General features: G+C 66.6%; 20 protein-coding genes and 1 pseudogene. 15 read left to right on the top strand and 6 right to left on the bottom strand.

Annotation, left to right across the window (positions count from 1 at the left end; all coding sequences use genetic code 11):
• The first annotated feature begins 25 nt into the window (after positions 1-25).
• The 13 genes and pseudogenes from GTH33_RS01410 to GTH33_RS01355 all read left to right on the top strand — a co-directional run bounded on the left by GTH33_RS01410 (position 26) and on the right by GTH33_RS01355 (position 10,825).
• Positions 26-2,098, top strand: a complete 2,073-nt coding sequence (locus tag GTH33_RS01410; RefSeq protein WP_163956720.1) for a ParB/RepB/Spo0J family partition protein — start codon at positions 26-28, stop codon at positions 2,096-2,098.
• Between the two features lie 136 nt (positions 2,099-2,234).
• Entirely contained in the window at positions 2,235-3,158 is a 924-nt protein-coding gene (locus GTH33_RS01405; RefSeq protein WP_163956719.1) for an ArdC family protein, read from the top strand.
• A pseudogene (locus GTH33_RS01400) lies at positions 3,155-4,126 on the top strand (phosphoadenosine phosphosulfate reductase domain-containing protein). Before GTH33_RS01405 ends, GTH33_RS01400 begins: the two are co-directional and overlap by 4 nt.
• The gene (locus tag GTH33_RS01395; protein WP_163956718.1) at positions 4,123-4,332 is read left to right on the top strand and encodes a hypothetical protein; all 210 of its coding nucleotides are present in this window, start codon (positions 4,123-4,125) and stop codon (positions 4,330-4,332) included. Before GTH33_RS01400 ends, GTH33_RS01395 begins: the two are co-directional and overlap by 4 nt.
• A gap of 70 nt (positions 4,333-4,402) precedes the next feature.
• Positions 4,403-5,038 carry a hypothetical protein gene (locus GTH33_RS01390; protein ID WP_163956717.1) on the top strand — a complete coding sequence of 212 codons (636 nt, stop codon included), beginning with the start codon at positions 4,403-4,405 and terminating at the stop codon, positions 5,036-5,038.
• 39 nt (positions 5,039-5,077) lie between these two features.
• Positions 5,078-5,674 carry a DUF6927 domain-containing protein gene (locus tag GTH33_RS01385; RefSeq protein WP_243848462.1) on the top strand — a complete coding sequence of 199 codons (597 nt, stop codon included), beginning with the start codon at positions 5,078-5,080 and terminating at the stop codon, positions 5,672-5,674.
• A 49-nt stretch (positions 5,675-5,723) separates the two neighbouring features.
• Entirely contained in the window at positions 5,724-6,611 is an 888-nt protein-coding gene (locus GTH33_RS01380; RefSeq protein ID WP_243848461.1) for a hypothetical protein, read from the top strand.
• Positions 6,604-6,816, top strand: a complete 213-nt coding sequence (locus GTH33_RS01375) for a hypothetical protein (RefSeq protein ID WP_163956714.1) — start codon at positions 6,604-6,606, stop codon at positions 6,814-6,816. The genes GTH33_RS01380 and GTH33_RS01375 overlap by 8 nt, the downstream gene beginning before the upstream one ends.
• A gap of 165 nt (positions 6,817-6,981) precedes the next feature.
• A complete protein-coding gene (locus GTH33_RS01370) occupies positions 6,982-7,149 on the top strand; it encodes a hypothetical protein (protein WP_163956713.1) in 168 nt (55 codons plus the stop codon).
• Positions 7,150-7,377: 228 nt separating this feature from the next.
• Positions 7,378-8,337, top strand: a complete 960-nt coding sequence (locus GTH33_RS01365) for a DUF2493 domain-containing protein (RefSeq protein WP_163956712.1) — start codon at positions 7,378-7,380, stop codon at positions 8,335-8,337.
• A gap of 279 nt (positions 8,338-8,616) precedes the next feature.
• Complete coding sequence (locus tag GTH33_RS18080; RefSeq protein ID WP_243848460.1) at positions 8,617-8,853, top strand: BON domain-containing protein; 237 nt, start codon at positions 8,617-8,619, stop codon at positions 8,851-8,853.
• Positions 8,801-9,268 (top strand): BON domain-containing protein, encoded by a 468-nt coding sequence (locus GTH33_RS18075; protein WP_243848480.1) that lies wholly within the window; start codon positions 8,801-8,803, stop codon positions 9,266-9,268. Before GTH33_RS18080 ends, GTH33_RS18075 begins: the two co-directional genes overlap by 53 nt.
• A 1,149-nt stretch (positions 9,269-10,417) precedes the next feature.
• The gene (locus tag GTH33_RS01355) at positions 10,418-10,825 is read left to right on the top strand and encodes a single-stranded DNA-binding protein (RefSeq protein WP_163956711.1); all 408 of its coding nucleotides are present in this window, start codon (positions 10,418-10,420) and stop codon (positions 10,823-10,825) included.
• Between the two features lie 65 nt (positions 10,826-10,890).
• Here the strand turns inward: GTH33_RS01355 and GTH33_RS18340 are convergent, their stop codons facing one another.
• Positions 10,891-11,115 carry a hypothetical protein gene (locus GTH33_RS18340; RefSeq protein WP_243848459.1) on the bottom strand — a complete coding sequence of 75 codons (225 nt, stop codon included), beginning with the start codon at positions 11,113-11,115 and terminating at the stop codon, positions 10,891-10,893.
• A 723-nt stretch (positions 11,116-11,838) separates the two neighbouring features.
• Here GTH33_RS18340 and GTH33_RS17840 point away from each other — a divergent pair.
• Entirely contained in the window at positions 11,839-12,003 is a 165-nt protein-coding gene (locus GTH33_RS17840) for a hypothetical protein (RefSeq protein WP_166753220.1), read from the top strand.
• A gap of 139 nt (positions 12,004-12,142) precedes the next feature.
• Here the strand turns inward: GTH33_RS17840 and GTH33_RS01345 are convergent, their stop codons facing one another.
• Positions 12,143-12,778 (bottom strand): SOS response-associated peptidase family protein, encoded by a 636-nt coding sequence (locus GTH33_RS01345; RefSeq protein ID WP_243848458.1) that lies wholly within the window; start codon positions 12,776-12,778, stop codon positions 12,143-12,145.
• 34 nt (positions 12,779-12,812) lie between these two features.
• On the bottom strand, positions 12,813-13,154 hold the full coding sequence (locus tag GTH33_RS01340; RefSeq protein ID WP_163956710.1) for a hypothetical protein: 342 nt from the start codon (positions 13,152-13,154) through the stop codon (positions 12,813-12,815).
• A 254-nt stretch (positions 13,155-13,408) separates the two neighbouring features.
• Here GTH33_RS01340 and GTH33_RS01335 point away from each other — a divergent pair, with 254 nt between their 5' ends.
• Complete coding sequence (locus tag GTH33_RS01335) at positions 13,409-13,801, top strand: DUF3768 domain-containing protein (RefSeq protein WP_163956709.1); 393 nt, start codon at positions 13,409-13,411, stop codon at positions 13,799-13,801.
• Between the two features lie 823 nt (positions 13,802-14,624).
• On the opposite strand, the gene GTH33_RS01330 is transcribed toward GTH33_RS01335, so the two are convergent.
• From GTH33_RS01330 to GTH33_RS01320, 3 genes are read right to left on the bottom strand one after another with little or no spacing between them, the layout of a single operon-like run.
• Positions 14,625-14,909 (bottom strand): hypothetical protein, encoded by a 285-nt coding sequence (locus GTH33_RS01330; protein ID WP_163956708.1) that lies wholly within the window; start codon positions 14,907-14,909, stop codon positions 14,625-14,627.
• Positions 14,910-14,912: 3 nt separating this feature from the next.
• Positions 14,913-18,191 carry an error-prone DNA polymerase gene (locus tag GTH33_RS01325; RefSeq protein ID WP_163956707.1) on the bottom strand — a complete coding sequence of 1,093 codons (3,279 nt, stop codon included), beginning with the start codon at positions 18,189-18,191 and terminating at the stop codon, positions 14,913-14,915.
• The gene (locus GTH33_RS01320; protein ID WP_163956780.1) at positions 18,188-19,615 is read right to left on the bottom strand and encodes a Y-family DNA polymerase; all 1,428 of its coding nucleotides are present in this window, start codon (positions 19,613-19,615) and stop codon (positions 18,188-18,190) included. Before GTH33_RS01320 ends, GTH33_RS01325 begins: the two co-directional genes overlap by 4 nt.
• Positions 19,616-19,820 lie beyond the last annotated feature (205 nt).

Here is a 19,820-nt window from a genome sequence, read left to right as displayed (position 1 = left end):
GCTTATCCCGAATGGAGTATGATCGATGATCCAGTCCGTGAAGGTCAAGAACCTCTCGCTCTCGAAGGACAATGTCCGCAAATCCAACCGCGACGCAGGCATTGATACCCTCGCCGCCAACATCGCAGCGCAGTGTCTGTTGCAGAACCTGATCGTCACCCCGCTCAAGAAGGCGGGTACGTTCACCGTGAAGGCGGGCGGTCGCCGCCTGCGCGCGCTCCAGCTCTTGATCGAGCAGGGCACCCTCCCCGCTGACCACAGTGTCCCGGTCCTCGTGCTGAGCGACGACGACAACGCAATCGAGACAAGCCTCGCCGAGAACTTTCAGCGGGTGCCGATGAATTCGGCTGACGAATGCACTGCATTCAACTTCCTGATCCAGAAGGGCATGACGGCCGAGGACGTCGCCAAGCGTCAGGGCGTGACCACCCGCTTCGTGGAGCAGCGCGTGCGCCTTGCCGAGCTGGCCCCGGCTGTCTTCGAGGCGCTCGCAGCCGGCGAGATCACGCTCGGCGTTGCGCAGGCTTACGCCGTCACCACCGACCTCGACCGTCAGGCCCGCGTGTTCGCCCAGATGAAAACGTCCTACTATGGCGACAATCCCGACAACATCCGTCGCGCCATCCTCAACGGCACGGTCAAGGCGAACGACGCCAAGGCCCGTTTTGTCGGTCGCGAAGCCTATGTCGCCGCAGGCGGCCGCATCGAGGGCGACCTGTTCGCCACAGAAGGCGACGAGAACTGGATCGACGTCGACCTGATCGAGACGCTTGCCGCCTCGAAGCTCGAAGCCGCAGCGGCCGAACTGGCGAGAGACCAGGGCCTCGCGTTCGTCACGCCGATCGCGGCGACGCACGTCCCCTACGACCTCGAGCGCCAGCTCCACGAGTACCACGCACCCGCTCGCGCCCTCACCGAGGACGAGACCGCGCGTGTCGAGGCACTGGGGTGCGAGAACGAGGCGCTGATCGACCAGCTCGAGCAGGAACTGCCCGACGGCAGCGCCGAGGCCGAGGCGGCGAACGCGCGCATCGAGGCGATCGAGCGCGAGCTGGAAACCATCGAAGACGCCCGTCACGAGATCGATCCGGCGCTTAAAAGCCAGATCGGGACGTTCGTCTATATCGGGGGCGACGGCCAACCTCGCGTTCACACCCGCCTGTTCAGCGAAAAGCCGGTCGTGGATCCCAACGCGCCGCCCAAGGAGTCGGGCGGCGCAGCCGGGGAAGGCCTTGCCAGCGATGCCGAGCAGGGTCCGAAGCTCAGCGCCACGTTGATCGACGAACTGGCGACCCAGCGCCGACAGATCCTCGTCGCCCATATCGCCAGCGACCAGGGACTCGCCCTCGACCTGACCATCTTCCTGATGGCGCAGAACGTGGTCTTCGAGCAGGCCCATATCCCTAACCATTCAACCCTGAAATCGGGCGCCGCGGGGTTCCCGATCTTTGGGTTCCGCGACGAGGGATCGATGGCGTCGCAGACCATCGACGATCAGCGGCAGCGTCTCGACACGAGCTGGGCCGGGCACAAGACCATGACCGAGCGGTTCGACGCCTTCCGGGCGCTCGACGATGAGGCCCGGGGCGCGTGGGTGGCGTTCTCGATCGCACGTACGCTGGAGCCCACGCTCAATGTCGCCGAGGGCTACCGCAGCAACGGGTTCCATGACCATCTCGGTCGCCTCCTCGACATCCAGGTCGAAAATTGGTGGCGCCCGACGGCCGAGAACTTCTTCGGTCGGGTCAAGAAGACCCTCATGCTCGACGCGCTCGAGGAAATTGGCGGCCCGATCCTGCGCGGCCGCTACAAGGACGCCAAGAAGGGTGACCTCGCCGGCACCTGTGCATCTCTGTGCAACGGCCAGGGCATCGTCGAAGCGGAGATCCGCGAAAAGGCGACGGCCTGGTTGCCCGAGGCGATGCGCTTCGAGGCGCAAGAGAAGCCGGCCAGGACGCCGCTGCGCTCCACCTTCACCGACGACGTCGACGACGCCGATCCGGCCGAGGATGAAGATCTCGATGAGGACGGCGACGACGCGATCGCGTCCGAGGGGGGCGATGATCACGAAGCCGAGGATTTGAGCCAAGCGGCCTGACGCCGGCTCGCACATTTCGAGGCACCTGGGGCGGCACTTTCGCGCAAGTGTCGCCCCGCTTCTTGTGACCCGCCGCGACCCCCGAGAGGGGAGGATGCTTGACCGGGTTTGCCTTACCTCATCCAGGAGACCGATCGTGGCACAGACCACCGACAAGCCCTCGCCTGCCGACGTCATCACCAGCACCATCATCGACAAGCTCGAATCCGGAGTACGGCCCTGGGTCAAGCCGTGGCGCCCCGGACTCGGGGGCCGTCCGCTGCGCGCAACCGGCGACCCCTACAAGGGCATCAACTGCTTCTGGCTGTGGCTGTGTGCCGAGGGGGCGGGCTACAACTCGCGCACCTGGATGACGTACAAACAGGCGCAGGCCTTTGGCGGCCAGGTCCGCGAGGGCGAGCGCTCGCAGATCGCGATCTTCTACAAATCCTACAGCAAGACCGTCGAATCCGTCGTCACCGGCGACACGACCGACGAGATGCGGCGCGTGCTGCGCTCGTACGCCGTGTTCAATTGCGACCAGATCGACGGGCTGTCTCCGGACTTCTACTCGAGCCCTGTCAGCATCGTGCCCCCGGCCGACGCGCTCCCCGAGCGCGCGCAGCGCTTCCTCGATGCGCTGCCGGCAACGGTCGACATGCGCGGCGACCGCGCGTTCTACGACCGCACCGCCGACCGCATCACCATGCCGCCCGTCGAGCTGTTCTCGACGCGCGCCTACTTTGCGGCGACGCTCGCCCATGAGGCTGGCCACTGGACCGGCCATCCCGACCGGCTCGATCGCACGTTCGGCAAGCGCTTCGGCGACGACGCCTATGCGTTCGAGGAGCTTTGCGCCGAGATGACCGCAGCGCTGCTCGGTGCCGATCTCGGTTTGCCGACGTCGCATATGGACGATCACGCCGCCTATATCGGCTCGTGGTTAAATGTGCTGCGCAAGGATAGCCGCGCGATCATGACCGCCGCGGCAAAGGCCGAGGCGGCAGTCGGCTATCTGCTCCGCGCGACGGGGCTCGACGTCTCGGCCGAGCCCGAGGACCAGATCCGTGAAGCGGCATGACCGTTCCGGCCGCCCTCCCCGACCTAGGCGCCTACCGGCGCTTCGTCGTGGCATTCAGTGGCGGCAAGGACAGCCTTGCCGCCCTCCTGCACCTCCTCAGCCTCGGCGTGCCGACACACGCGATCGAGCTGCATCACCATGATGTCGATGGCCACGGCCCGACCTTCATGGACTGGCCGTGCACGCCGGCCTATGTCCGCGCAATCGCCGACCATTTCGGGATCGCTCTCTACGTCTCGTGGCGCGAAGGCGGCTTCGCGCACGAGCTGGCGCGCGACGACGCGCCGACCGCCCCGATCGTATTCGAGACGCCGACCGGCATCGGCCGTGCCGGGGGCAACGGCCCCGCCGGCACCCGTGGGCTCTTCCCCCAGACGTCTTCCGATCTTCGGATGCGCTGGTGCAGCCCAGCGCTGAAGATCGACGTCCTCGCGGCCGCGATCCGGAATCAATCGCGCTTCCTCGACGGCCACACGCTTGTCATCACCGGCGAGCGCGCCGAGGAGAGTCCCTCGCGTGCGCGCTATGCGACGCTCGAGCCGCATCGCACATCTACCCTCGCGCGTGCGGTCGATCATTGGCGCCCGGTCCATAAATGGACCGAGCGCCTGATCTGGGACGCGATCGCCCAAGCGCGGATCCGTCCCCACCCGGCCTACGTCCTGGGTTGGGGCCGCCTGTCCTGCCGAGCCTGCATCTTCGGCTCGCCCGACCAATGAGCGACGCTCCGGCTCGTCTTTCCTGCCGCCTTCCGACGGGTCGCGGCTCGCGAAGCCGCGACCGGGAAGACCATCCATCGCTCGCTCACCGTCACGCAGCTCGCTGATCGCGGCACGGCGTTCCCGGCTGCGATGCTTCATCCCGACGAATTGGCGCAAGCCGATGATCCGGTCTGGCGGCTCTCGATCCTGGCGGATCACTGGACACTCCCTGCCGGCGCCTTCGGCGACCATGCAGGCCCGTCATGAACGCCGCCACGGGCGTGGACCTCACGCGCCTTCTCGCTCCCACGCGGAAAGAGCCGCTGTGGGAAGCCAACAAATCGGGATGGCGCTGCTTCGTCATGGGCAACGACCGTTGCCATTACCGCCGACGGAGCAAGCTCCGCACGGCTTGGCAGTCCGGCTATGACGCGGCCTCACGATCGGCCGATCCTGTTGGCGGGATGCTCTGACAAGGCCCCGCACGGAGGAGAGGAAGCCTTCGGCCTTTTGAGCGCGCGTGTGCGCTCAGGAGGTTCGGCCATGCTCTACGACACCCACTATCGCCACAACGAGGCGCTGTCTCCCGAGGCGCTCGGCACCCTGCCTGCAGCGCTCCATGCCCTGAACGCGGGCGTCGACGACTGCCGGCGTGCCGGCAAGCCGATCGATCTCGATGCGTCGATCCTGCTGCTGATCCGCAATCTGGCGTCCGTCGCCGAACGTAGTGCGCCCAGCACCAACGAGCTGCGTCTGCGCTGTGCGGAAGATCGGGGCACCGTCATCACCAGATCCGCGCTGCTCGACATCGCCGGCAACAGCGTCGCCGGCGATGCAATGGCGAAACGGACATTCCATCGGCAGGCTCGCCTCGCACTCGTTTCGCTTGCCGAGACGATCGGTCTCGAGGCGCATGACGTCCGTATCGATACCGACATGGGCGGTATCGCGGACGATGGCACGACCGAGCTGCGCCATGCCGATCTCTCGATCCGGGTGCGGCCGCACAGCTTTCTCCCCGACAGCGAGATCACCTTCAACCGCTGCCGAAGAGGCGAACACGCCGGCCCCGTTCAACGCGCGCCGATCGCCGAGCTGCTGGATGCAGCCACGTTCCAGCGCCGGCTCACCGCGAAGGTTGGCGACGTGGGCTCTCCGCGCCTCGCCGCTGCCGCCTGATCCTCACTTCACCGGAGACTTGTCATGGGTTGGCTCTTAATGCGCGATATGGGCGGCTGCGCCACCCCGCGCTCCTACCTCGACAACCAGTTTACCTACCAGCGCGACACGCATCGCCTGACCGTGCTGGCGTCCGCCATGGTCGGATCGACCTATTACGCCGCTTGCGAGCGCCTGGCGGACGACGACGAACGGATCGTGTTCGGCATCGTCTGCTTCACCAAGACCAGCATCGGCGCGCGCGACGGCTGCACGTTTGGGTACAAGGACATGGATGAAACGGTCGGGCCCAACGAGAGCGAGTGTCCGGCCGCGATCCTCGACGAGCTGACCGTCACGGACAGCGAATACGCCTTGGCCTGGCGCGCGCGGTGCCGCGCCAACCTGCTCGCGAAGAAGCTCGACCGGGCCAAGCCGACCCCGAAGCCTGGGCAGACCATCATCTTCGATGAGCCCATGCGTTTCAGCGACGGTAGCGACCGCAGCCGTTTCGAGGTGGTCGCCAATCCCAAGGGCAAGACGCCGCTGTTCCGTGACCCGGAAAGTCGCGCGATCTGCCGCATCCCGGCGTTTCGCACGCGCGCCTATCGCATCGTTCATGCGGCGATCGTCGTGCGGGACACGGCCAGTGGCTGACCGCCCACCCGTCATCGCGGCCTGGGGTGCCGGCGTCGACTCCACCGCCATGATCGTGGAACTCGCCGAACGCGGCGAGCCCGTCGACATGGTTCTCTTCGCCGATCCCGGCGCCGAGAAGTCGGCGACCTATGCGTTTATCCCCGTGTTCCGGGCCTGGATGTCGGAACGCGGCATCCCATCCGAGATCGTCCGCTACCAGCCCCGCAACTTCAAGCACTGGCCGCCCTATGCGGGCATCGCCGAGAACATGCTGACCAACGCCACCCTGCCCTCCGTGGTATTTGGTGGGGGGTCCTGCACCCAGAAATGGAAGGCGGCCCCGCAAGATGCCTGGACCGCCCAGTGGGAACCCGCGCGCCGCTGCTGGGACGCAGGCGGGCGCGTGGTAAAGCTGATCGGCTACGACGCTTCTGGACGCGACACGCAGCGTTACCATCACGCGGTCGGGTGCGAGGATCCGCGCTACGCCTACCGCTACCCCTTGCGGGAATGGGAATGGGTGCGCGCCGACTGCGAGGCGCGTATCGCGCGCGCTGGCCTCCCCGTCCCGACCAAGTCGAGCTGCTACATCTGTGGCAGCATCAAGCCTGACGAGGTGCTGGAGCTTTCATCGGAGGTACTGCGCATCATCGTCTTGATGGAAGCGCGAGCCAAGCCTCGCCTCCGCAATGTCGAAGGCCTGTGGCGCAAGCCGGTGCTTGGCCGTCGCGGTGCGACGCCGCGTCCCGGCAGCATAACCGAGTTCATCCGCGAACGCGGCCTCCTTTCACCGGCCGAAGTCGACCGCATCATCGAGACCGCGCCCTTGGCGCTACTCGATTTTCAGGCGGCGCAGGCCGCGCTTCTCCCTGAGCAACGCACCCCGATGGGGCGCTGGCTTGACGACTTTCACCGCGCGTCTGACGCGCTGGCCGCAGACCGTCACCATGCCTGAGCCGATCATCAAGCAATTCGTCGTCGAAGGATCGACGGCGCATCCAGTCGCGATCCTTGACACGGATCTATGCTGGCCCGCGCGCGCCGCTGACGCGGCCGCGGACTACGCCAGCGATGCCGATGCGCGCCGCAAGTTATTCTCGCGACGGCCGCGAAATATGCGCGCAATCGCCAGGGCTGGATCGCTATTGGCTGGCGCGTGATCGACTGAGACAGTCTCCGGGAGGTGCGGTCGTCGATCCTTGGCGCGTTGTCCCGGATGGCTGTGATGCCTCCGTCCTGCCCGTCCCGGCCTGTTCTCTGAGGTGGCGGCATGCGCCGGCTATGCCGCGACCCGGAGCGAGGATCTGGTCGATCAGCTCCGCATCATGGTCGATGCGATCGGCGCTGATGGAGGGTTGAGGATCACCCCAGCGGCGATGGTCCGCTTGGGTGCAACGGGGCAGGCACTTCTCGACGACATCGCGACCTTCGGGCTGGGCCCCACTTCAACCGTAGCAGCAGGCGTGGTCACATCTGCACCCGACGCCACCTGACGCCCGACAGCCTTCCGCCTTAGAGATGCGGCACATGGGCGGCCGCGAGACCCCCACAACCGCAAAAATCCGGGCCGAGTTGCCGTGTGCCACGGCTGCCCGCTCCACCCCGGTTTTTGCGGTTCCCCTGCGCTCACGCTGCGGTGCGGGCGCCTCTTATTCGGCCGCCCAGGAGGTGCGCATCCGGCGGATAGGCCGCCGGCCTCGATCAGATGAAGGCTCTTCACCATGACCACTTCGCTTGCCGCCGCACTTGCAGCACTGGAGCTTGGACACCTCGAACCCCGCGCCGAGGACGTTTCAGGCATGTGTCCTCCCTCGTCAGAGGCGCTGGAGCAAACCACCACCGCGATCTGGAGCGACCTGTTCGCCACCCTCCACAACACGTCTCTCGAGCGCGACATCGAGGAGATGGGATGGGGCCTGGTCAACCTCTTCCACCGTGCCGCAGCCAAGAAGCATGCGACCATCGACCGCCTCACCGACGAGATCCGGCTGCTAATTGCCGAGCAGGACGGTTCGGAAATCAACACCGCCAATCTCGAGGAGAAGATCGACCTCGCCAAGAAGATCGAGGAAGCCGCCACCTGCTACGAGGTGATGCGCGACACGGCCGCGGCACACTACATCCGCGAGACGGGTCGGTCTTGGATCCCGTCGACCGGTAACCGCATTTCGCTCGGGGTGACATCGGCGATCGTGGACGGCCGAGCATTTCTCCAGGCTCGCCGCGACCGGATCCGCGATGCCAACACGGCGCAAGGGACGCCGGTCGTGTTCGCCGGGGGACGGCTGACCTTCGGGACCGACAAGGACATGACGGCGTTCGGTAGCAACCTGTTGCGCACCCTCAACGCAGTCCGGGAGCGCGTGGGCGACATGTATCTCGTCCATGGCGGCGACATGAAGGGGATCGAACGCATCGCTGCCTCCTGGGCGGAGCAGCATGGCATCCAGCAAGTCCGCTTCGGGCTCGATCGCAAACTCGGTGATCGTGCCGGCTTTCGTCGCAACGAGCAGATGCTTTCGCTGAAGCCTCGCTATGTCATCGCCTTCCAGGGTAACGGCGTGACCGAACGCCTGGTGATCGATGCCAAGAAGGCGGGCATTCGCGTCGTTGATCGCCGCGGTCCCCTGGGTACGCCGCCGTCCGCTCGCAACGCTCAGACAGATCGCATGGTCGGTTGACCCTGCCGAGGCCGCCGGTCTGCTGGCGGCCTTACCGTTCACGGACGTGTCGGATCGACTTCCCCGGCGTCCGAGTGCCAGCGTCATCGCCGGAGCCGCCTCATTTCTCATGATTCTGGCGGGTCGCCGGGCATCCTGTCGATGCCTGCTGCGACGCCAGCCAGCCCATTCCCCGGACGATCCGAACCGCGCCGGGCGTGCCTGCGTAGTTTCCGATCCTGTCGGCGATAGGTACGATGCCGCAGCGTTGCCGGACGAACTCAATTGCGGAGCAACACCATGTCGCACGACGATCAGCTGCAAAAGGCAGTGCTAGCCGAACTGAAATGGGAGCCGAGCATCACCGCGGCGCATATCGGCGTGACCGCCGACAACGGCACGGTCACCCTGACCGGACATGTCGAGAGCTACGGCCAGAAGCACGCGGCCGAGATGGCGACCGGACGCGTCAGGGGCGTGAAGGCTGTCGCCGAGGAAATCGAGGTCCGGCTGCCCGTTCGAGATCAAGCGCGATGACGCCGACATTGCAACGGCTGCGGTCGATCGGCTCGCCTGGGATACGGGCACGCCGCGCGATGTCGTGAAGGTAAAGGTCGAAAAGGGCTGGCTGACGCTCACCGGTGACGTCCACTGGCACTTCCAGAAGGAAGCCGCCGAGCGGGAGATGCACAACCTGATGGGCGTGCTTGGCGTGTCGAACCAGATCACGATCAAGCCCCGGGTCGATACCGGCGGTCTCAGTGACGACATCCAGCACGCGCTTCACCCTTCCTGGTTCTTCGACGAGGAAAACGTCCACGTCACTGCGCAGGAGGGCCGCATCAAGCTGAACGGGACCGTGGGTTCATGGCAGGAGCGGCAAACCGCGGCTTCGACCGCCTGGGCTGCGCCTGGCGCCACGTCGGTCGAGAACGACTTGATCGTCGCTTGATCGCCACCGTTCGGCGATAGAAAACTGTTGCCGAACGGATCGCGGCCATTCGCTCGGTATCGAATGTCATCGGCTTCCGGTTGCACCGGCCCAAGACGCCGGCCCGCCTGATCACTTGCTCATCCCCGAAGCGTCGCCAGAGCTACCATTCTGGCAGTTCGTGCGCTGCCGGGTCATCATGGATCAACGGCGCTCGCCCAACCTTGCGGATTTGAGGCGAGATGTCGTCCCGAGCAGGATCTGGCGGGGGAGTGGGGAATGTACTCGCCACGCTTCGGACGTTGAATGGACGTCGTGTGCAACGGAAGGCGAGGCCATACAGTCCATCTCTGTCCTGATCGGGCCCAAGGCCTAGGGTCGCCTTCAGAACCTGTCCGGGTCCAAGCGTTTGCGTCTCCCGCCGATGGCGGGACCGCCGCTCTACTCCGCTTGCGCTTCACCGAGCCCCGTTCGGGTCTCGGCCCATCCGGGTGACGATCGCCTGACGAGGAACGGCGACCCCGCATTTCACGGGTCGCACGGAGGATCGCCCGATCGAGGCTTGGTGCCCGTTCCGGCCGATCGTCCCCGTATGATCTCACATCGAGCCTCTCATCATGCGGAGATGCGCAGCCCGGACATCGCAGGGCGTGAACACCCCTGGCAGATCGGCGCCGGACGCGTGCCATGATCCGCAGGGGGAGGATGTGACCGGGCATAGCCTTCTCCTAACGACAACGAGCGACCGTGCGTCGCCGTGGCAGGATTAGTCGCCTCCGGCGGTCTCTTCCTCCGTTCCGAGCCCCGAGATATGGCCCCATGCCGGGGATCGATCACCGATCGCATCGGACGTTGGTCGGGTACACGGCAAGCGCCGGTCCAGTGCGGTGAGCGACGTTGTGTCAGCCGGGAGCGAGGCTCGCGATCCTGGCCCCCCCTGCCCGCGCGGGGTTCATCCCCTCTCTTTGCTGAACGACCTAAGCCGTCCGTCCGCCCCCTCCAACCCGCGATCATTCGGGCCGAGTTGCCGCTTGCGCGGCTGCCCGCACCACCCCTCTGATCGGGGTTCCCCTGCGCGTCTGCGCGCTCCGGTGGAGAGGGCGTCCCTGGCCGTCTTCGACGGTGTTCAGTCGAGGGAACGAACCCCCGGCGAACAGAAGGAACCTCGAAATGCAGAACCTCGTCATCCTCGCCGGCAACGTCGGCGCCGCCCCCGAAGCCCGCACCACCACCGGTGGCACCAAGATCACCAACTTCAGCCTCGCAACCTCGCGCCCGAAGCGCGACAGCGAGGGCAAGGTCCTCAAGGACGAGAACGGTCGCCGGATCGAGGACACCGAATGGCACCGGATCACCTGCTTCAACGGCATCGGCAAGTCGGTCGCCGACAATGTCGAAAAGGGCCAGAAGGTCATGGTCCGTGGCCGCATCCACTACACCCGCTGGACGGACCAACAGGACATCGAGCGCTTCGGCGTCGAGATCATCGCCGACGAGGTGACGTTTCTCTCCTACGGCAAGTCCCGCCAGCAGCAGGGTCCCGCCCAGGACAACGACGACGACGACGTCCCCTTCTGATGGGGGACAGGGCCCGGGAGCGAGAGGCTCCCGGGCCCCTTTTTCATGCTGATCCGCCGTGGTGGCTAGACCGCCTGCCTGAGCGGTTCGGGCTTCTTGCCATCCGGCAGCGTCCGGCGAAGATGATCGTGTATCATCCTGGCATTGTAGGGCTTGGCGACGAAAGTGGCCTTGTCGGGCATGTCCCCCGGCGCCGGCGCGATCCGGCCACTGGCGATCACGATCTCGATCGCCGGCCAATGCTGGTCGACATGGCGTGCGAGCGCGAAGCCGTTGGTGTCCCCGGGCATCTCGACATCGGAAGAACCAAGAGGATCACGCTTGCGCCGTCCGTTTCAAGGAACGCCTTGTCTTCGTCACCGGTCCCCGCCTCGCGTACCCGAAACCCGGCTGCTGCCAGGATGTCACTGGCGTCCATCAGGATCAGCGGATCGTCGTCGACGACAAGAGCATAAGGGACCGTCGACTTCTCCATACCATTTTACCACTTGGGTCAATTGATGGGCCCGGCAGATAGTCGGCGTCTCCCGGCTGCGCCGGGACCGTCGCTCTATTCCGCTTGCGCTTCACCGAGCCCCTGCGGGGTCTCGGCCCATCCAGGTGACGATCGACTGACGGGGGGCATCGCAGCGGAAACATGTTTCCGGAAACGGGCAATTTCTTTCCGTGCGCTCCGCCGTCAGGGGTAATGCGGACCTACGGGGCATCCTCCGAGCTCGAATACCACGCGGAGGGTTACGCGATCAGGCGGGGCGGCACCCGGTGGCGAGGTGGGCGTCACAGGGCGGTCCGGCGCTGCGCCACGACGGCTCCCGACCGACACGCTTCACCCCGCTCTTGGAGGCGCAATCCTTGGGCCGGGTCGGGGCCTTGTACGATCAACCCGTGAAGGGTCCGGGCGCTTCGCTACGGCTTTTTTGCAGAGCGCAAAAAAGTGATCGCGGCCCCTCCCCATCCTGTCGGGCGCCTGTCGAGCGGGGATGAACCCCGTCGGCTTCACAGGAGCCTCGGACATGTTCAACGATATCTGGATCGCCCGCAAATCCGCTCTCAGCCTCGCCCGGACCCTGATGGTCGCCACCATGGTCATCGCGGTCGGCACCCAATACGCCGTCATCACCGCCGACGATCACGAGAGCTCGCTCACCATCGTCAACGAATACGACCCCTTCGCCTGAAGCCCAGGGGGTCGAAAGGCCCCCTCCCCTTTCACCTGCTTGTCAAAGGGCCGGGGCTGGCATCGGAGCCGCCCCGGCCCTTGCTGCTCAACGCTGTCGATCCGTTCATGACCCGTACGCTCGTCCGGCCTCGCGCGCCTCAGGCGTCCACCTCGATCATATCGCCCCGCGGGGTTTCGACCTGGCTGTACATCGGGCCATCATAGGGTTTGACGAGCGCGATCGCGTCCTCGGTGCTGCCATCAAGCCAGGTCAGCAGGTCGCAGCGATGCAGGATGACCGGCATGGCTTTGGGGTGCCAGGGCCGCACGATCTCGTTGGGCTCGGTCGTGCCGAACGCGAACGCCTCCCCGCGCTCGGTCGGCCGCCAAAGGCCTGCGAAGAACCCGACGAGTCGATCGGGTAGCGAGAACCACATCTGCTTGGGCAGATTGTCGTCGCCCTTGCCACCATCCGGATGTGGCTCGGCGAAATGGGTGAACGGCACGATGCACCGTCGATCCGGGCTACCGAGCGACGGCTTCCACATGCTCGACGACAGGTTGCGCGCGTTCGTCACGTACTTGTCGAGCTTCACCTCGGAATTGCGTTTGCTCGGGATCTTTGTCGGGAAGCCCCACTCCATCAGGATCAACTCGAGCGGTCGGTTCCCGCCCGCCGACCGCCGGATCACGGGGCCATGACGGGCCGTCTTCTTGCCCGTGGGGAAGATCTCGCGCGCAGGGGGGAAAACCTCGTCGGGTGCATAGGGCGGATCGAAACCGCAGGCCTGCATCACCGTCTCCTGCTTCGCGGATATCCGATAGCGATTACACATGGCCGCTCCGCTGAGCGGCGTGCGTGCTCGCGCGACGCGCCTCAAAGCTCGCGATGAGCGCCGGGTCACGGAGCAACGTCGTCCACGCGCGCCCATAGGTCCGCGACGCGAGGTAGAAGGTCGAGCCGATGCACCCGATCATCCGGCACCGCTCGAGCCGGTCGACGAGCGAATGGTCGCGCCCGTGACGGGCGACGATGTCCTCGAGCTCGACGCGCAGCATCGTCCCGCATGTCGAGCACTGGCTGCGGACCTGCGCGTTCATCCGCAGCATCTCGGCAGCGCTGTCCATCCAGCGGGGCCACAGGGCGACGATGTCCGCTCCGGTTTGCATGGGCAGAGGATAGCGCCCGCCCTCCGCGTCCGTCCAGCGGCTTGGGGCACGGCCATGGTCTCCCCTGCCGCCAATCCGAGGGGCTCTTTCGGGCTCCCAGGTCATCGCCGGGACGCGCCCCGACGCAAGCCCGCCCAAGCGGGCTTCTCCACGTTCGTTGCGACCCTCACGGGTGCATCGGCGCGGCTATGCCCCGGCGGTCCTGTCGCCTGTCGAAAGGCCCCGATTGGCGGGGTCAGGACAAGGAGACCATCATGACCGAGCAGACGCCCCAGTCCGAACGTCCGGCAGGCGGGCCGGCGGAGATCGCCCGGCTCAACGACCTGCTGCGGGAGCACATCACCACCCCCGGCCACAACCGCGTCGTGATGACCATCGGCATTGCCGCCCTGATCGGCGACGTCGCCCTCTTCCGGGGTTTTCGCAAGCGCGCCGAACTGCTGCGCGCGGTCCGCGACTTCGACGCCTTCGACCACGGCAACGACCCTTATGGCGAGCACGACATGGGTTCGTTCGCGTTCGAAGACGCCGCCTGCTTGTGGAAGATCGACTATTACAGCCCCGATCTCGCCGCGGGCTCTGAGGACCCCGCCGACCCGTCCAGGACGGTCCGTGTCCTCACCATCATGCGCGCCAACGAGCGATGAACACGTCGGGCCCCGGCGCCTGGCCGTCGGGGTTCGCGTCCAAACCGACACAGGGATGCTCGCGCTGGAGCAGGTCGACAGAGGCGTCGAGCAGCGTGTGCTCGTCCTCCCGCACCGCCGACCGCGATCCGCCAATTGCACTGCGGATGAAAGACGAGCGGGAGGATCTCGACCTCCCCGGTCAACGCTGCCCATCGCCCGACGCGTGTCTCGGTCGTGCCGACGACCAATGTCACCAGCGTCGCGCGTCGCTCGATCGGCGTCAGCACGCTCATTCTCGGTGCTGTCCTCAAAGTCGAAAGAAGCTGTCGTCGACGTACAATCCAGCGTGACGATCGGGCGGGGCCGGCGTCAAGGATGCGCGGTGCCCCCAATTTTCACCCCCGTCCGCCCTAGGCGTCCGGCTGAGAAAATCGGCACCCCCACGCCCCGCGTCGCGGCCGCTGACGCGGTCCTGTGACCCCGACCCCGCCCGACCGTCCAGCCGCCCCCGTCTTCAAACGAACAGACGGAGGTTCACATGCGCAAACAGGCCCCACGCGATCAGGCATGGCTCACGGATCTCGCAGCGATTGTCGCGGAGATCGACGCGAGTGCACCCTCCACCCCAAGGCTCCCGCACAAGCGCAGCCGCAAGCGCAAGCCGCTCTGGGAGGAGTGACACGATAGCCGGGCGGCTTAAGCCGCCCGCTCGGAGGGGAGGCTGCTCCGATGTGCTCGCAAAATGAAACCCCTGTCCGCGTTCCCGATCGCGCCGGTTCGCTTTCCACCGGGAAGCACCGTCTTTGCGAGTCTCAATCGCGCGCGCGCTGTGACATGCCGACTATGGCGAAGCCTCTTCGTAACGTCCGGCACGGCGGAGTTGGCGAACGATGCCATTGAATGCTGCGGTGACGCCCTGCGCTCGGCCAATTTCGTTCTCCTGGGCCGCGGCATCCCAATACAGCTCGAGCGGCCACCGCTCCAGACAGTGCGGCAGCAGGCAGCGCAACGCGAGGCGGACCTCGACGCCATCGACCCGGCTATCAGACGATCGCGTGACGCCCGACCGCAGGATGTGGACCGACAGGGCGATGACGACGCGCTGGTGACGAGGGAGCCGGTCCACGGCTCAGTGGAAGTCGTGCGATTTGAACCGGACGACGTCTTCCGGATCCATGCCGTCCGCGTGCGGTGGCCAATAGCAACTCCGCGGGGCCGGGCTCCACCCGCCCTGCTTGTATCCGGCATCGCCGCGATCGGGCGAACCGGCATGGCGCGCGCCGTCGCCACGCCCGGTCCGATGAGGGAACGACATCGCGCCGACTTGGGTCAGCAGCGTACCATGATCGACGATCCGGTCGCAGATGACGTGGATGACCTCGCCCTCCTTCTGCACCCTGCCCTTCATGCCGATCATCGATGCCGACATGACGGTGCGACGCTGCGCTTCGAAGCGATCGGGCCACAGGATGCCATTCGCGATCCCGGTCTCGTCCTCGATCGTGATGAAGAGCACGCCCTTGGCGCTGCCCGGTTTCTGGCGGACGAGGATGATGCCGGCGACTTCGACGTGGCGGCCGTCGCGAATGCCGGCAAGATCGCCGCAGCGTGTGACCCCGCGCCGCGCCAGTTCGTCGCGCAGGAACGCCAGTGGATGTGCGCGGAGCGACAGCTGCAGCGCGCGATAATCCTCGATCACCTCGCCACCATCGGTCAGCGGCCGCAGCGCGACTTCGGGTTCGGAGCCCTCCGCGCTGAAACCCTCGGCCGCGCGATCCGCCGCGGCGAACAGCGGAAGCGGCGCCTCGCCGAGCCCCCTCACCTTCCACAACCCCTGCCGGCGGTCGGCACCGAAGGCGTGGAAGGCATCTGCATCGGCCAGCTTCTCGATTGCGGCGCGCTGGACGCCCGATCGCCGCCAGACATCCTCGACGGAAACGAACGGCGTCGTGCTCCGGGCGCCGACCATCGATGCCCCGTCAGCGTTGGACAGGCCGCGAACCTGTCGCAGGCCAAGCCGGACGGCGAGATAGCGACCGCCGGTTCGCTCGAGCGTGCAATCCCATCGGCTCGCATTGATGCAGGGTGCGCGCACTTCGACACCATGCTCGCGCGCGTCGCGGACGAGTTGCGCCGGCGCATAGAAGCCCATCGGCTGCGCGTTCATGAGGCTTGCGCAGAACACGTCGGGATGATGGTGTTTCATCCAGGCCGAGGCATAAGCGATCTTGGCGAAGCTGGCGGCATGGCTCTCGGGAAAGCCGTAGGAACCGAACCCTTCCAACTGGCGGAACGTGCGCTCGGCGAATTCGCGTGGATAGCCGCGCTCGACCATCCCTTCGATGAGCTTCTCCGAGAAATGCGACACCCCACCGGTGAACTTGAAGGTAGCCATCGCCCGCCGGAGCTGGTCCGCCTCGGCCGGCGTGAAGCCGGCGCCGACGATGGCGACTTTCATCGCCTGCTCCTGGAATAGCGGTACGCCGAGCGTTTTCTCCAGCACGGCCCGCAGCTCGGGGCGTGGATATTCGGGCTTTTCGAGCCCTTCGCGCCGACGCAGGTACGGATGGACCATGTCGCCCTGGATCGGCCCGGGGCGGACGATCGCGACCTGAATCACGAGATCGTAGAAGCGCCGGGGCTTCATGCGCGGCAGCATCGACATCTGGGCGCGGCTCTCGATCTGGAAGGTGCCGAGCGTGTCGGCCTTCGAGATCATGGCGAACACGTCCGGATCGTCGTCCTGGAGATCGGCGAGCCCGATGCGCACGCCCTTGGCGTCCTCGAGCAGGTTGAAGGCGCGATTCATTGCGCCAAGCATGCCCAGCCCCAGGACGTCGACCTTCATGAACTTCAATGCGTCGATATCGTCCTTGTCCCACTCGATGATCTGGCGATCCTCCATCGCCGCAGGCTCGATCGGCACGAGGTCGTCGAGGCGATCATGGGTGAGGACGAAGCCTCCCGGGTGCTGGCTCATGTGGCGCGGCACGCCGATCAACCGTCGCGCGAGATCGAGCGTCAGGCGCAGCCTGCGGTCGGCCATGTCGAGGTTCAGCTCGGCAACCTGCTTCTCGCCGACGCCCTCGGCGGACCAGCCCCACACCAGGCCCGCGAGCGACGAGGTTAGGTCCTCGGGGAGCCCCAGCGCCTTGCCGACATCGCGGACCGCACCGCGCGCCCGGTAGCGCTGCACGACCGCGGTGAGCGCCGAATGATCGCGCCCATAGGTCTCGTAGATCCACTGGATGATCTCCTCGCGCCGCTCATGTTCGAAATCGACGTCGATATCGGGCGGCTCGCGACGCTCTCCGCTCACGAACCGCTCGAACAGCAGTTCGTGCTTGATCGGGTCGATCGAGGTGATCTCGAGCACGAAACAGACACAGGAATTGGCGGCCGAGCCCCTGCCTTGGCACAGGATCCCGCGCCGTCGCGCTTCGCGAACGATCGCAAAGACCGTCAGGAAGTAGGGAGCGTAGCCGAGCTCGCCGATCAGCCGCAGTTCGTGCGCGATCTGGGTCTGGTATGCGGGCGGGACGGCCCCGTCGAACATTCGGTCGACCGCGTCGCCTGCGAGCTTTTCAAGCGCGCCTTGCGCGCTCAGCCCCTCGATCATCCGCTCGTGCGGATATTGGTAGGCGAGTTCCCCCAGGTCGAAAGTGCAGGCGCGCGCGATATCGACGCTGGCGCGTAATGCGTCGGGATAGTCGCGGAAACGCCGCACCATCTCGTCCGGCGACTTCAGCGCTCGATCGGCATTGACCTCGCGGCGGTAGCCGAGCTCGTCGACGGTGCATTTCTCGCGCACGGCCGTCACCACGTCCTGAAGCAGCCGAGCGTCGGGGGCGTGGTAGAGGATGTCGCCGGTGACGACGGCGCGCACCCCTAAAGTGCTGGCCTGCCGCGCGAGCGCATCAATCCGAACAGCGTCGTTCGGCCTGCGCCGCTGGAACAGCGCCATGTAGCCGCGCCGCCCGTAGAGCGCCTTTAATTCGGCCAGTGCCGTCCGGTTCGCCTCATCCGCCTCGTGCGGCAGCAGGATTGCGATCACGCCCTCCGACCAGGCCGCGAGATCATGCCAATGTAGCTCGCATGCGCCCTTCCCCGCCCGGCGCTTGCCGACGGTCAGCAGGCGGGTCAGTCGCGACCAGGCGGGGCGATCGCTCGGATAGAGGATCAGGCGCCGCCCGCAGGCGAGATCGATGCGTGCACCGGCAATCGAACGAACGCCCGTCGCCTTCTGCGCCTCCCAGGCGCGCACGACGCCGGCAACCGTGCCGACATCGCTGACGCCGATCGCGGGGTAGCCGAGCAGTGCCGCGGCCGAGAACAACTCTTCCGGACTGGAAGCCCCTCTGAGGAGCGAAAAGTGGGTGAGCACCTGAAGCTCGACATAGGCGGTCATGCGAACATGCCGTGCATCCACCAGCTCAGGTCGCCGGTCTCCGCCTCGAACCCGTCACCGCGGCGGAACACCCACCAGCGCCCGCCCTCCCCGTCTTCGACCCGGTAATAGTCACGGACCGCCCACACCTCCGCGTCGCGCCGCCACCATTCGCCGTGAATACGCTCGGGGCCGTCGCCGGCGACGACCTGATAGGGCTTGCCCCGCCATTCGAAGCGCCGTGGCGGCTGATCGGGGAGCAAGGCGATGACGCCGTGCAGGGGTTCGGGTCGGGCGAGCAAGCGCACGGGTCGCTGCCATAGCGGCCAGCGGCCCGGTGCATCGACGGGGTCGGCCTGGGTGACCGCGCGCTCCGGAACATGGCTCGGCACGGGCGCGATCCTGAAGACCGATCGCGCACCGATTCGGCCCGCCACGACGTCGACGAGCCGCGCCGGATCGCGCTGCAGCGTCTCGCCGGCAAGGACGGCGCCGAGATCGACCGCGTCCAGGGGCTCGGTGTGGGGTGCGACCAGCAGGAACTGTTCGAGACCCATGCCCGGATCGATCCGCTCGATGCGGAGCTTCAGCAACCGCAGGAGATGCGGCACCTCGCGGGTCGGCCGCGACGTGCCGATCGCGACGACCTGCTCACCGCCATCGACCCGCAGGCCGGTCAGGCGAAGCGCCCGTACGCCGAGGCCTCTTGCTCGCAGGATTCCGGCCAGATCCTCGAGCAGGTCCGCCATGACTTGCGCGATGGCTTCGGCAGTCCCGATCGGCTCCAGCAAGCGGCGTTCGACAATCGGCACCCTCGCATCTTCAACCGGGCTGATCGGCTCGGCGACCGCCCCGATCGCCTGATCAAGGCGGGTGATCGCGGGCAGTCCCAGGCGGCGCGCGAGTGGTCCGCGCGCGACCGGCAGGACATCTGCGATACGCTCGAAGCCGAACCGTCGTGCCGCGGATAGCGCGCTATCGCTCAGCCGCAGTGCGGCGATCGGAAGGGACGAGAGCGCGTCGACGCCCTCCCCTGCCGGTACGATGGCGATGTCGTGCGTTCCGAAGCGGGCCACCGCATGGGCGGCACCGGGGGTATCGGCCAGCGCAACCCGGGCGGTGAACCCCGCGCGCCGGCAGAAGGACTGCAGGCGTCGGCAGAAGCGTTCCTCGCCGCCATGGAGATGATCGCAGCCTGTCAGGTCCAGCCAGAGGCCGTCGGGCGGCGCGACGGCTGCGATCGGTGTCCATCGTCGCACCGCCAACAAGGCTAGTCGATCGAGCAGTGCGGCATCGGCTTGGCGTTCCGCTGGCCGGCAATCGAGGTCCGACACCAGGGCGCGCGCATGCGTCGCCGCCATGCCGACATGGATGCCGAGCGCGACTGCCGCAGTGCAGGCCGCCACCACCTCCTCCCGCCGGCCGACCTTGTCGATCAGCGCCAGCGGCGCATGTCGCGCCGGATCCTCGGGCCGGACGGCATCGCGATGGATTGCCGTACCGGGTCGTTTAAATGGATGCGCAGCCGATTCCGATCGCCGCCCCAATTCGCGTATCGGGGGTCGGGCGTGCGCCGGCAGGGTCGCGATCTGGTGTTCTACGTCCGGCGGCGTTGCCGTGTCGGCGCGAGCCCAACGTGCGCCAGGGCGC

The organism is Sphingomonas insulae (genome assembly GCF_010450875.1).
GTDB classification, from domain to species: domain Bacteria; phylum Pseudomonadota; class Alphaproteobacteria; order Sphingomonadales; family Sphingomonadaceae; genus Sphingomonas; species Sphingomonas insulae.
The sequence above is the reverse complement of the archived record's forward strand: the minus strand, read 5'-3'. Positions and strand labels throughout refer to the sequence as shown.

Coding starts and splice junctions, on each gene's coding strand:
- GTH33_RS01410 (WP_163956720.1), top strand. CDS start 26: ATGATCCAGTCCGTGAAGGTCAAGAACCTCTCGCTCTCGAAGGACAAT.
- GTH33_RS01395 (WP_163956718.1), top strand. CDS start 4,123: ATGAACGCCGCCACGGGCGTGGACCTCACGCGCCTTCTCGCTCCCACG.
- GTH33_RS01390 (WP_163956717.1), top strand. CDS start 4,403: ATGCTCTACGACACCCACTATCGCCACAACGAGGCGCTGTCTCCCGAG.
- GTH33_RS01385 (WP_243848462.1), top strand. CDS start 5,078: ATGCGCGATATGGGCGGCTGCGCCACCCCGCGCTCCTACCTCGACAAC.
- GTH33_RS01380 (WP_243848461.1), top strand. CDS start 5,724: ATGATCGTGGAACTCGCCGAACGCGGCGAGCCCGTCGACATGGTTCTC.
- GTH33_RS01375 (WP_163956714.1), top strand. CDS start 6,604: ATGCCTGAGCCGATCATCAAGCAATTCGTCGTCGAAGGATCGACGGCG.
- GTH33_RS01370 (WP_163956713.1), top strand. CDS start 6,982: ATGGTCGATGCGATCGGCGCTGATGGAGGGTTGAGGATCACCCCAGCG.
- GTH33_RS01365 (WP_163956712.1), top strand. CDS start 7,378: ATGACCACTTCGCTTGCCGCCGCACTTGCAGCACTGGAGCTTGGACAC.
- GTH33_RS18080 (WP_243848460.1), top strand. CDS start 8,617: ATGTCGCACGACGATCAGCTGCAAAAGGCAGTGCTAGCCGAACTGAAA.
- GTH33_RS01355 (WP_163956711.1), top strand. CDS start 10,418: ATGCAGAACCTCGTCATCCTCGCCGGCAACGTCGGCGCCGCCCCCGAA.
- GTH33_RS18340 (WP_243848459.1), bottom strand. CDS start 11,115: ATGCCCGGGGACACCAACGGCTTCGCGCTCGCACGCCATGTCGACCAG.
- GTH33_RS17840 (WP_166753220.1), top strand. CDS start 11,839: ATGTTCAACGATATCTGGATCGCCCGCAAATCCGCTCTCAGCCTCGCC.
- GTH33_RS01345 (WP_243848458.1), bottom strand. CDS start 12,778: ATGCAGGCCTGCGGTTTCGATCCGCCCTATGCACCCGACGAGGTTTTC.
- GTH33_RS01340 (WP_163956710.1), bottom strand. CDS start 13,154: ATGCAAACCGGAGCGGACATCGTCGCCCTGTGGCCCCGCTGGATGGAC.
- GTH33_RS01335 (WP_163956709.1), top strand. CDS start 13,409: ATGACCGAGCAGACGCCCCAGTCCGAACGTCCGGCAGGCGGGCCGGCG.
- GTH33_RS01325 (WP_163956707.1), bottom strand. CDS start 18,191: ATGACCGCCTATGTCGAGCTTCAGGTGCTCACCCACTTTTCGCTCCTC.